Genomic DNA, 12,556 nt, shown 5'->3' with positions numbered 1-12,556 from the left:
TTTCTATTCCCGTTTTATCCATTTTTGTCATTTAAAACATCATAGTTCTGTTCTTTTTCGTCGTTCAAAACAACATTTTCACTATTTTATCATATTATATTGACCTTTATTTTCACCTGTGATAACATTTTTACAGTTATTATAAAATCATATTCTCATCATTACAAATATTCAAGCATCAATATTGTCATTTAAAATAACAAAGGAGTTATCACTTATGAAAAAATTATCTCAAAGCCTTCTGGCTTCTACTGTTACTGGTAAGAGAAAAGAAAAGAAAATCACACAGCAGCAGCTTGCTGATCTCACCGGGATCAACCGGGGAATGCTAAGCCGCCTGGAACAGCAGGACTATATTCCTTCTATCGAACAAATAGAAAAACTGGGAGAAGTACTGGATTTTGAAGTAACAGATCTGTTTGTTGCTTCCGAGCCGTCCTCCTCCCTTCCGGTAGAACGCACTTATCGGATCGCTGTTGCCGGAACCGGATATGTAGGTCTTTCCCTGGCTGTTCTCCTTTCCCAGTACCATCATGTTACAGCTGTGGATATTGTTCCGGAAAAAGTTGAAAAAATCAACCATAAGATCAGCCCTATCCAGGATGAATATATTGAAAAATACCTGGCGGAAAAGAAATTAAATCTTACTGCAACTACCGACGGAACTGAGGCGTACAAAGATGCTGATTACGTCATTATCGCCGCGCCTACAAACTACGACAGCAAGAAAAATTTCTTTGACACTTCTGCCGTAGAATCGGTTATTGAGCTGGTTATGAGTGTGAACGATCATTGTACGATGATCATCAAATCCACTATTCCGGTTGGCTATACTGCATCCGTGCGTGAAAAATATCATACAGACCGCATTATTTTCAGCCCGGAATTTCTCCGGGAATCCAAGGCACTGTATGACAATCTCTATCCAAGCAGGATTATCGTCAGCTGTGATGAAAACACCCTCCACGCTGCACAGCAGTTCGCCGCACTCCTTCAGCAGGGGGCTATCAAACAAAATATCGACACTTTATTCATGGGATTTACAGAAGCAGAGGCTGTAAAGCTGTTTGCAAATACCTACCTGGCGCTTCGTGTTTCCTATTTCAACGAACTGGACACCTATGCAGAATCCAAAGGGCTTAACACCCAGGAGATCATCAGCGGCGTCTGTCTGGATCCGCGTATCGGCACACATTATAACAATCCATCTTTTGGATACGGCGGCTACTGCCTCCCCAAAGATACCAAGCAGCTTCTGGCTAATTTTGCAGATGTTCCGGAAAATCTCATTGAGGCCATTGTAGAAAGCAACCGTACCAGAAAGGATTTCATCGCTGACCGGGTGCTCCATATGGCCGGATGTTACTCTTATGAAGACGGAGAATTTAATCCATCCCACGAAAAGATGGCAACCATCGGAGTTTACAGACTGACTATGAAAAGCAATTCCGACAATTTCCGACAGAGTTCTATCCAGGGTGTCATGAAACGAATTAAGGCAAAAGGAGCTTCCGTCATCATCTACGAGCCGACTCTTGAAAATGGCAGCACTTTCTTCGGAAGCAAAGTGGTAAATAATCTGAAAGAATTTAAGAAAAAGTCTGACTGCATTATTGCCAACAGATACGACTGCTGCCTTGATGATGTGGCAGAAAAAGTCTATACAAGAGATTTGTTTAAGAGAGATTAGAAAGAGTTCGATCTTTTCCAAGAATCAAAAGGTGTTCAGGCCCCTTCCATTTTGAAGGGGCTTGAATATTTTACACGCTTATTTCACTGCTGCCATCCCTTCGGCAATCCACTTCTGCACCAAATCCGTACTTTCTTTTACAGCCAGAGCGATTTTTTCAACAGTCATCCCCATTTCTGATAATGTCACAGCGGTTTCTTTTTTCGCTTTCATCTCGCCCTGTTTCTTTCCGCACTTTTCCCCAACTTCAATTCCTTCCTGATAAATTTCATCCATTTCACGGCACATATCCTCTACTCCTTCCGGTGTTTCCTTTAACTCCCGTACACGCTCTGCTAATATTTCACTATACATCTCATCTGCATTTTTACACTGCAGATCATGCATCAAACGTCCAAGCTTTGTTTTCTCATTTTCCAGTTTGACATTAACATATATAATATGAGTTTCATCTGGGAAGTCTTCCTTTACTTCTTTAATCCTTCTATCAATGTGATAAATAGGTAAGCCATACCCCAGCACATCCTCCCTTGTAATGAAAATAATATAGCTTCCCGGCAATTCATTAACTCCCTGCCCGCTCTCCAATATATTCATATCCATCAATGCGCTATGGTATCTCGCCCGTTTGGCAGACGCCCCTTCGCTCTCCTGCTGTATTTCTACATTATATCTCTTTTTCTCCCTGTCACAGGCAACGCAGTCCAAAACAGCTGATCTTCCCTGCAGATTCTTGTAATCTTTCTGCAAAATTTGCTCTTTTATCTGCAAATCATCTCTACCCATAATCACCTGCAGGAGATATTCTGTACACGCCTGCTTTTTTAATACATTCCTCATGAAAATATCACTCATGATTGTAAGCTCCGCAATAATACTTTTGTATTTCTCATACCGGATATCAAGCTCCTGCTCTTCTTTTAGTGTCTTAAATTTTGCAGTTCCTTTTACCGCCTTCCCCATAGGCACCTCCTTTTTCTAATTCTGCAAGGAGGCGCTTTCCCTGCTGCCCGTCCATTCCCTGTCTATATCTTATTTTCTTTACGATTCAGGAAAGAAACCTCTTTGCTGTATAAGCAAATATAAAAGCATTGAGATATCTAGCCTGATGTGCATTTAGAAAATAAGATGCAGGAAACAACACATACCGTTCCTGCGAAAGACACAAAAGATAATTAAAGATATAATGCTTTAAATACATGTTAACATATGTAATCAGATTTGTCTATAAGTTTGACATAATTTTTGTATATCTTTTCTCCTGCTCCCTGCCCAATAGACAGTTATGGCAGAATCAGATATAATGTGAAATAGATTTACGCCGGCAGCGCAATACACATCAGGAGGACTGAATCATGAAAAAAAGAATACTTTGTTATGGAGACTCCAATACATGGGGTTATAACGGTGAGACAGCAACCCGTTTTCCGGAAGATATACGCTGGACAGGACAGCTGCAGACACTTCTTGGGGAAGAATGGACGATTATAGAAGAAGGAATGTGTTCCCGTACCACTGTGTTTGATGACCCGATCATAGAAGGAGTAAATGGGCTGACATATCTGCATCCCTGTCTGTCTTCTCAGTCTCCTATTGATTATCTTATTATTATGTTAGGAACCAATGACTGTAAGCAGCGATTTGCCCTGACTCCAAAAAATATTGCTGAAGGACTGAAGCTTCTTGTCAAAAAGGCAATGCAGCCCGGTTTCTGGCGAAAGGAGCCTCGTATTCTTCTGATCGCGCCGGCTCCTATTTGTCCGGAATGCGAATCCTCGCCAACCGGAAGAGATACCGGAATCTGCAGCGAGCGTTCGCAGCAGCTTGCTTATGAATACGAACTTGTGGCACAGGAATTTGACTGTAAATTTTTAGACGCTGCTCCATATGTCACCATGAACAAGACAGATTATATGCATTACGACGCGGAAAGTCATGGACGTCTGGCGAAAGTTCTCGCTGATTTTTTAAAGAAAGAATTATAAAATTTTCTTGACATTCTCTTCAGAAATGTTATAGTAAAAATACTTATACGACTGACGGAAGTGGAATTGACCACAGGAAGTATAGGAAGAAAGCGCCGACCGTCTGGGCATCACATGTGCCCGGATGGTCGTTTTTGTTTGTACATTTAGCGCTCTTCCGGGCCGGAGATACGGAAACAAGAAATCTTGCGAAGTCATTTCTTCGCCCTGAAAAAAGGAGGAATATCCAATGATACAAATGGAACAGTGGAATGGATTTGAAGGACGGCTCTGGAAAGAAGAAGTCAATGTGCGTGACTTTATCCAGAACAACTATAAACCTTACGACGGGGACGCTTCTTTTCTTGCCGGACCCACAGAATCTACCCGGCTTCTCTGGGAAGAACTTAAGAAACTCCAGAAAGAAGAGCGTGCAAAAAATGGCGTCCTGGATATGGATACCGATGTGGTTTCTACTCTTACTTCCCATGGTCCAGGCTATATCAATGAGTCTTTAAAGGACCGTGAGCAGGTTGTCGGACTGCAGACAGATAAACCTCTGAAGCGCGCTTTCATGCCTTTCGGCGGGATCCGCATGGCAGAGGAAGCCTGCACCTGCAACGGCTATACGCCCAGCCCGGTACTTCACAAATTTTTTACTGAATATCATACTACCCACAATCAGGGGGTATTTGATACCTACACGCCGGAAATCAAGAAAGCCCGCCATAACAAGATCATCACCGGACTTCCGGACACTTACGGCCGTGGACGTATCGTAGGGGATTACCGCCGTGTCGCTCTCTATGGCATTGATTTTCTGATTGCCATGAAGGAGGAGGACTATGACCACTGCGGCTATGGTTCCATGCGTGACGATATTATCCGCCAGAGGGAAGAACTGGCCCAGCAGATCCGCGCCCTGAAGCAGATGAAGGAAATGGCTGCCCTGTATGGTTTTGACATTTCCCAGCCTGCAAGAAATGCAAAGGAAGCAGTACAGTGGCTGTATTTTGGTTATCTGGCTGCCATCAAGACCCAGAACGGCGCTGCCATGAGTGTGGGACGTATTTCCACCTTCCTGGATATCTATATCCAGCGTGATCTGGATGCGGGAATCCTTACAGAAGAAGAAGCGCAGGAACTGATCGATCATTTAACCATGAAATTCCGCATGGTTAAATTTGCCCGGATCCCCTCCTACTATCAGCTCTTCTCCGGAGATCCGGTGTGGGCGACTCTGGAAGTGGCAGGCATGGGACAGGACGGGCGTTCCATGGTAACACGGACCGACTACCGGTTCCTTCACACTTTGGAAAATATGGGGCCGTCCCCTGAGCCGAATCTGACTGTGCTTTATTCCTCCCGGCTTCCGAAACAGTTTAAAGACTATGCATCCTATATTTCCATTGAGACCAGTTCCATCCAGTATGAAAATGACGACGTTATGCGCCCCATATGGGGGGATGATTATTCCATCTGCTGCTGTGTCTCCGCAACCCAGACCGGAAAGGAAATGCAGTTTTTCGGAGCAAGGGCAAACCTTGCAAAATGTCTTCTTTACGCTATTAACGGCGGAGTAGATGAAAAGACAAAGGAACAGGTAGGGCCGGAAAGCCGTCCCGTTACTTCCGAATATCTGGACTATGATGAAGTGATGCACAAATTTGACAGTATGATGAGCTGGCTTGCCGGACTCTATGTCAATGCCCTCAACCTGATCCAGTACATGCACGACAAATATTACTACGAAGCAGCCTTAATGGCTCTTATCGATACAGATGTACGGCGTACTTTTGCCACCGGAATTGCCGGATTCTCTCATGTGGTGGATTCTTTGAGCGCTATCAAATACGCAAAGGTAAAGACCATTCGTGATGAAAATGGAGTTGTAGTAGATTACGAAACCATTGGTGACTTCCCCCGCTATGGAAACGATGATGACCGGGCAGATGATATTGCGGTATGGCTCCTTCATACATTTATGAAAAAGCTGAAACAGCACCATACCTATCGAGACGCCGAGCCGACTACTTCCATTCTTACGATCACTTCCAATGTAGTTTACGGCAAAGCAACCGGCTCTCTTCCGGACGGGCGAAAGGCAGGAGAACCGCTCTCTCCGGGAGCAAATCCAAGCTACGGTGCAGAACAAAATGGACTTCTTGCCTCTCTTAATTCGGTTGCTAAACTTCCTTATGAATGGGCTCTGGACGGTATTTCCAACACCCAGACCATCCATCCTGACGCACTGGGCCATGAAGGTGAAGAACGTATAGAAAATCTGACCCACATTCTGGACGGATATTTCACTCTGGGAGGCCACCACCTGAATGTCAATGTATTCGGCGTGGAAAAGCTGATCGACGCTATGGAACATCCGGAAAAAGAAGAATATGCCAACTTTACGATCCGCGTATCCGGGTATGCGGTAAAGTTTATTGATCTTACAAAGGAGCAGCAGCTGGATGTTATTTCCAGAACCTGCCATGGAAAAATGTAATTCTACAGGCGGACGCAGCATACAGGGACTGGTCCATTCCACAGAAAGCTTTGCTTCTGTGGATGGCCCCGGCGTCCGCTATCTCATTTTTCTCCAGGGCTGCCCCATGCGCTGCCGTTTCTGCCACAACCCGGACACCTGGCAGACAGATCCGCAAAAGGCGTCTTCCGCTTCTTTACAGACTCCGGAAGAACTGATCCAAAAGGCACTCCGCTTTCGTCCTTATTGGGGTACAGAAGGCGGAATCACTGTCAGCGGAGGGGAACCGCTTCTGCAGATGGATTTTCTCCTGGAGCTGTTTCAAAGAGCAAAAGCGGCAAATATACACACCTGTCTGGACACCTCCGGAGCACCTTTTACACATGAGGAACCTTTCTACAGTCAGTTTCTGGAGCTGATGAAGTATACGGATCTTGTGCTCCTGGATCTGAAGATGATGGACAGGGAGGGGCACCAGTCTCTCACCGGACGGGATAACGACAACATCCTTGACATGGCCCGTCTCCTTGATAAGCTCCATGTACCTGTCTGGATCCGCCATGTTCTTGTCCCGAAAGTGACAGATGATGAACAGGATCTTCGAGATATGGCTGCATTTATCCAATCCCTTCAAAATGTAAAACGTGTGGAGGTTTTACCCTACCACACGCTTGGTATTTATAAATGGAAAGAACTTGGTCTTTCCTATTCTCTGGAAAATGTAGATCCGCCCTCCTTAGAAGAGGTAAAGAAGGCAAAAGAAATTCTGCACGCTTTTTAGGGTACTGCCGTCCTATAATAATCATTTTCAATGATCAGCTCTCCAAGGCGGAGCCTGCATTCCACCAGATATTTCATATTTTCTACATAAATCTTCTGCTCTTCCGCGCTCATAGCGACACTGCCGGAAGGGGTAAAGGTGCCTGTGTACCGGTCATAGGCGCCTTTTTCAGTGAGCCAGGAATTAGAGAAAAAGATGACAACCGGGTCATTTTCGGACATAACATCTGTTCCGGCCAGCATGCGCGAATCATATGTTTCGCCCAGCAAATTTAAAAGAGTAGGAAGAATATCTACCTGTGAGCAGGGCTTCTCAACTTTAACCGGCTCTTTCATACTGGCTGACCATAAAATCCATGTATTTTTGTAGACGTCGAAATCCACGTTCTGTTCATCCAGCATTTCCAGCGAATCTGTGCCAAAAGATCTGCCTGCCAGCTCTTCCAGGATATCCAGATCCGAATAGGGAATATGATCCGGCGCCATTACAAGCAATGTCCGGTCGGCAATTCCCGCCTCCTCCAGTTTTTCTATCAGGCTCGTCATTCCTTTTTCCAACTCCAGCCCTGCTGCAATATAAGCCTTCGTCTTTTCAGAATAAGGCAGATTCGCCACTGCCTCCTGATTCCTTTTTGACATCTCATTGCTGTCGAATCCATAAGGGAGATGCCCGCTTAAAGTGAGATAATAAATGTTAAATGGCTCTTTATCCACATAGTCAGCAAAAGACTGCTGGATCATATAATCGTCAGACTGAGGCCAGTATTCATGCCCGCTTTCGTCAGTTTCCTTGGTAACGGGCCGCCCACAGGCATCCGCCTGCCTCCACTCGTATCCCAGATTTGGATGAGACAAATCCCTGCCATACATATTTTCATTAAAATGATATCCGATCGAGGTATAGCCTTTCTGATTCAGACGGTGCGCCAATGTAAAAGGAAGGCTTGTCCCCTGCTCTCCAGTCTCGGTCATACTGACCGGAAAAGCCGCTTTCGGATAAAGTCCCGTCAGATTCTGAAATTCACCGCCGGAAGTACTGGTAAAATGTAATGTAGAGTAAAAATTCTCAAATACAAATCCCTCTGTGGAAAGTTTATAGAGCGTAGGAGTCAGCTCCGGATCGATCATGTAGCCGCTGAATCCTTCCGCTGTTATGAAAATGACATTATACCCTTCAAACATTCCCGTATATTCATTCTGCCTTGTAGGGGTCAGACTGCCAAAATACTCGCTTAGCCATGCTGAGTCCTCTGTGGCAGCCGCTGCCTGCAGAGCAGCAAAATCAATGTCCATTTCATTATAGGGATAGTCTTCCTCTGCCGGAGTTTCCTGATTCTTCACTGTCTCCTGGGCTTCTTTCTGGATATCAGGCGTATCCTCACCAGAAGTCCCCCATATACTGTGCTTGATATCCAGACGGAGCATGGTAATCATTCCCAGCTGCTCCACCTGATCTTCTGTATGTGTATCCGTCTGATAGAGTTTTTCAGGCGTAAAGTCACCTTTCCACGGATAGAAAAAAATAATGCCAAGCATAGCAAGATGGAGAATTATCGCCGCCGCCATACAGATCCCGGCCATGAGAAATTCCGGTTTCTTTTTATCTTCCTGACTTTTTAGGCGGAAATGCAAAACAGTATAGCAGCCGATTGGAACAACAACCATCAGAAAAAGACCGGGGATATGAACAATCAGGGCATCCCGCACCGCCGCATTGTAATCCAGCAGATGATTCCCCGCCGCTGTTTCCATGCCGCTTATGATTTGGTAATATTGCTGAAGGATCTCCTTACAGAGGCATTCCGCCGCAAAGATAACTGACAGACAGATGACAACAATCATACCGGCAATTTTTGATGCTTTTTCCGGAAGACAGTACAAAATAGCGGTACACACCGTTCCAAAAGAAGCGGCAGACAGAAAAAATATGGGAAAATATTTCATATCCAATCCCATATACAAATGAAATATTACTTCAATGAAAGCTGTCAGCCCTGCGACTGACAGCGTAGCTTTTCTTGCTTCTCGTACTTTATCTTTCATTTCTCACACACTTTTCCTAATGGAATTAACCGATTCCGCCAAAAAAAATTCCCAAAACATAGACCGCAAATGTAATGCCGACAAATACATACTTCGTAACCGGCTCCAGCCATTTTCCAACCTTTTTTTCTCTTCCCATCTGAATCTGTTCTCTTGCATAGCCCTTGGGACAGATCCAGAAAAACATCACCGCTGCAATAAGAGCTCCCAACGGAATAATATAAATCGATACCGCATCCATCCACCCTCCTACTGCATCTCCGCTTTCAATAAACACACCCACTGCTGCTGCGATCAGGGCAACAATGCATACAGACATTCTACGTGACAGTTTCAGTTCGCTTTACAGCGCCTCAATAGGCGTCTCAAAAAGATTCATAAGCGAGGTTACCGCTGCAAAAATTACCGCAATAAAGAAAATTACTGCGAACAAAGCCCCAAAGGGAATCTGCTGAAATACTGCCGGAAGAGTAATGAACATCAGCGGAGGTCCGCTCCCTACATCCAGTCCAAAGGCAAATACCGCCGGAATAACAACCATTCCTGCAAGAAGGGCTGCACATGTGTCAAAAAGAGCAACATTGCCGGCACAGCTTACCACATCTATATCCTTTTTCAAATAGCTTCCATAAACAATCGTTCCTGATCCGGCAAGAGACAGAGAAAAGAACGCCTGACCCAGCGCATAAACCCATGTCTGAATGTTGCCAAGTTCTTCCCACCTTGGTACAAACATATAACGATAGCCTTCCGCAGCACCGGGAAGCATAACTACACGGATCAAGAGCAAAATGAAAAAAATAAAAAATATCGGCATCATCACTTTATTCATTTTCTCAATCCCCTTGCTGACTCCCATGAGCATAATTGCAAAAGTGAGCAAAAGCCCCAAGAAGTGCCAGCCTATACTTCCAAAATCAACTGCAAGTTCCCCAAAATAAGCTCCCATATCTTCTGCCTGCATCAATTCTCCGGAAATCGTTCCCCAAAGATATTTCAAAAACCGTCCCACCACAACAGAATAGCCAATTGCAATTCCCAGAGATCCGAGAACCGGAATCATTCCAATAATCTTTCCCGGAATGCGTCCCTTCGGCCCAAACCTCATCTCCATTGCTTTTGTAAAAGCTCCGATCGGACCGCATTTTACACTTCTTCCGAAAGCCATCTCACCGATGACTCCCGAAAATCCAAGCAGGATAACAAAAATAAAATACGCGATCAAAAATGCTGATCCGCCAAATTCACCAGTCCGATAAGGAAACATCCATATATTTCCCATTCCCACTGCCGAACCAACACAAGCTATGATAAATCCCAGACGAGTCCGAAATTCACCCCTCGCATCTTTTTCCTTCTCTTTCATTTATTTTCCCATTCCTTTACTTTTTCGTTAAATTGTATACACTATATGTTCTGAAATCAGTTTATACAAAGGTATAATAATCGCACCGTGGTTATTATATCACATTTTTCTATAATCGTGCCTGTCAATTTTACACAGGGCTTTTCACAATTTTACACAGGGTTAAATGCAGTTTGGGACGTAACACTTTTTAACTTTACTACGTGTCAGTTTACAATTCCCACACAATTCGATCGAGTAGGGGAGATTTTCTCTCCCCTCTCACACCACCGTACATGCCGTTCGGCATACGGCGGTTCAACGTAACTTCAAAGCATGTCGCTCATTGTAATAGTCAAAACAGCTTACAAGCCCTGCTCTGGCTAATACTTCTTTAGAGATTGCCCTGACAACGCATGTCTTAGTCACTACCCAGTAATAGCGGTCTCCACAATACGCTGTCAGTCTTGCAAGGTCTTTTCCGATTCCAAGTTTCTGCAGTCCCCATTGCCGTTTCTTCGGCACTTTCCACTGCTTCCAGATGATAACTCTGATTCTTGTTCTTAAATGTGCGTCTATCTTTATCATCGCTGTTTTCATGGAACCAAGGGCATAGTAGTTAATCCATCCTCTTGTCGCCTGATTGATTTTCTCAATCTTGCTCGTGACTGTCCCCGGCATTTTTCTACAGGTCAGTTCTTTCAGTCTGTTTTTGAACTTCTTCACAGAGTCCTGATGGGGTCTGCACTTCCATTCATTTGTCTTACTGTCCTTGTAGAATCCGAATCCAAGATACTTCAACTTTGACGGTCTTGTGATGTGCGTTTTGGTCATATTGACCTTTAACCCCAGTTTCCTCTGTATCCAGTCTGATACCGTCCGCATCACTCTTTTGGCACTCGATTCGCTTTTGACCGCTATGACACAGTCATCTGCGTATCTTGTGAACCGGAGTCCTCTCCTCTCCAGTTCCTTATCCAATTCATTCAGCATGATGTTTGACAGCAATGGTGATAGATTTCCGCCCTGTGGGGTTCCGAGTTTGGTTTCCTCGTATCCCTGTGGCGTCATAACTCCTGCTTTTAGATACTTGCGAATTAAGGATTCTGTATCGCCATCGTTGATAATCTTGTGAACCAGACTCATCAACTTGTCCTGCGGTACGTTATCGAAAAATTTCTCCAAGTCGATATCTACTATCCACTCATATCCCTCGTTTAGGTATACAAGCAGCTGTCTGATTGCCATTTCACAGCTCCGGTTCGGTCTGAAGCCGTAGCTCCATTCCGAAAACAAAGGCTCACACATGGGGCTTATCACCTGCACGATGCCTTGCTGGATTACCCGATCCATTACAGTTGGGATTCCCAGTTTTCTCATTCCGCCGTTTGGTTTAGGGATCTCCACTCTCCTGACTGGCTGGGGCTTGTACTCCCTGTTCCTGATTTGATTCCTGATACTTTCCCAGTTCTCTTTGATATAATCGCCAAGTTCTTCGACTGTTACCTCATCCACCCCTCCTGCGCCCTTATTGGCACAGACTCTTTTGTATGCAGTGTTCATGTTATTTTTGGACAGTATCTTTTCCAACAGTTCTGACATTGCCTTGTGTGCTTTCTCCTTTCCGTTTCCATGGATTTGCCCTAGGTTGTGCAGTACCTGCTCATTTACGTTTCGCCCCTCCTGCCGTCAGGTATTCCATGGAGCATACATTTGATTACACGGTTACATTGTTCAGCCCTTCAGCACTTCCCATTCCAGGGCTTTGCCTACTACGGCCTCTGCTGACTTCTCACAGTTCGTTGTTACTACTGCGGGTTTCACAGCCTGTGAGACCTCACGGGATAAGCCTGCCAGTCTTTCCTCATCTACCTGCCTGATCTACGCACATGGGTTACGGTTGCCTTTTGGACTTCACTGTCTGTAGTCAGCTTATCCGCCATGTACGCCTTATATCAGGTTTCTGTTCGTCAGGCTACGATTTCGCTATCCCTTCTTCTCGCCCACATCTCACGATGTAAACCTTGGGAGTCGCTATGGGGTTCGTTGGCAACTACGCCCCTTGTGGACTTTCACCACAGACTGACGGCATGCCCGTCATACTACAAAAAAGCAGTGCCGTTTTGGCACTGCTCTCCCATTCCTGCTCAATTATTATGTACCTTCAAAACCACATACAAGAAATCTTTCCATCTTTCAGCCTTTTTGAACCTTCCTTGGTTATGCCCTCGACCGATTAGTAACAGTCAGCT

At 44.9% G+C, this 12,556-nt stretch carries 7 protein-coding genes, 1 pseudogene and 1 riboswitch; of the genes and pseudogenes, 4 read left to right on the top strand and 4 right to left on the bottom strand.

The annotated features are described in order from the left end of the window. The first annotated feature begins 217 nt into the window (after positions 1 to 217). Positions 218 to 1,690, top strand: coding sequence for a nucleotide sugar dehydrogenase (locus tag WJ238_RS09435; RefSeq protein WP_337606776.1), 1,473 nt, complete (start codon positions 218 to 220; stop codon positions 1,688 to 1,690). Positions 1,691 to 1,768: 78 nt separating this feature from the next. Here WJ238_RS09435 and WJ238_RS09430 read toward each other — a convergent pair whose 3' ends face one another. Next, positions 1,769 to 2,653, bottom strand: coding sequence for an Rpn family recombination-promoting nuclease/putative transposase (locus WJ238_RS09430; RefSeq protein ID WP_316269527.1), 885 nt, complete (start codon positions 2,651 to 2,653; stop codon positions 1,769 to 1,771). A 392-nt stretch (positions 2,654 to 3,045) separates the two neighbouring features. On the opposite strand from WJ238_RS09430, the gene WJ238_RS09425 reads away from it, so the two are divergent. The 3 genes from WJ238_RS09425 to pflA all read left to right on the top strand — a co-directional run bounded on the left by WJ238_RS09425 (position 3,046) and on the right by pflA (position 6,917). Continuing rightward, positions 3,046 to 3,675 carry an SGNH/GDSL hydrolase family protein gene (locus WJ238_RS09425; RefSeq protein ID WP_337606775.1) on the top strand — a complete coding sequence of 210 codons (630 nt, stop codon included), beginning with the start codon at positions 3,046 to 3,048 and terminating at the stop codon, positions 3,673 to 3,675. A 37-nt stretch (positions 3,676 to 3,712) separates the two neighbouring features. After that, positions 3,713 to 3,791, top strand: a riboswitch (ZMP/ZTP riboswitch). A 113-nt stretch (positions 3,792 to 3,904) separates the two neighbouring features. Continuing rightward, a complete protein-coding gene (gene pflB, locus WJ238_RS09420; RefSeq protein ID WP_256193724.1) occupies positions 3,905 to 6,157 on the top strand; it encodes a formate C-acetyltransferase in 2,253 nt (750 codons plus the stop codon). Continuing rightward, positions 6,144 to 6,917 (top strand): pyruvate formate-lyase-activating protein, encoded by a 774-nt coding sequence (pflA, locus tag WJ238_RS09415; RefSeq protein ID WP_337606773.1) that lies wholly within the window; start codon positions 6,144 to 6,146, stop codon positions 6,915 to 6,917. The genes pflB and pflA overlap by 14 nt, the downstream gene beginning before the upstream one ends. Here the strand turns inward: pflA and WJ238_RS09410 are convergent. From WJ238_RS09410 to ltrA, 3 genes and pseudogenes are all read right to left on the bottom strand, one after another. Continuing rightward, on the bottom strand, positions 6,914 to 8,959 hold the full coding sequence (locus WJ238_RS09410; RefSeq protein WP_337606772.1) for an LTA synthase family protein: 2,046 nt from the start codon (positions 8,957 to 8,959) through the stop codon (positions 6,914 to 6,916). The two genes, pflA and WJ238_RS09410, sit on opposite strands and share 4 nt — an antisense overlap. Positions 8,960 to 8,984: 25 nt before the next feature. After that, positions 8,985 to 10,325, bottom strand: a pseudogene (locus WJ238_RS09405) (sodium-dependent transporter). A gap of 297 nt (positions 10,326 to 10,622) precedes the next feature. After that, positions 10,623 to 11,906, bottom strand: coding sequence for a group II intron reverse transcriptase/maturase (gene ltrA, locus WJ238_RS09400; protein ID WP_337606771.1), 1,284 nt, complete (start codon positions 11,904 to 11,906; stop codon positions 10,623 to 10,625). Between the last annotated feature and the right edge of the window lie 650 nt (positions 11,907 to 12,556).

Source organism: Claveliimonas sp. (assembly GCF_037273965.1).
GTDB lineage: Bacteria > Bacillota > Clostridia > Lachnospirales > Lachnospiraceae > Claveliimonas > Claveliimonas bilis.
Note: the sequence above shows the minus strand (reverse complement) of the source record. Positions and strands in the feature narration are given on the sequence as shown.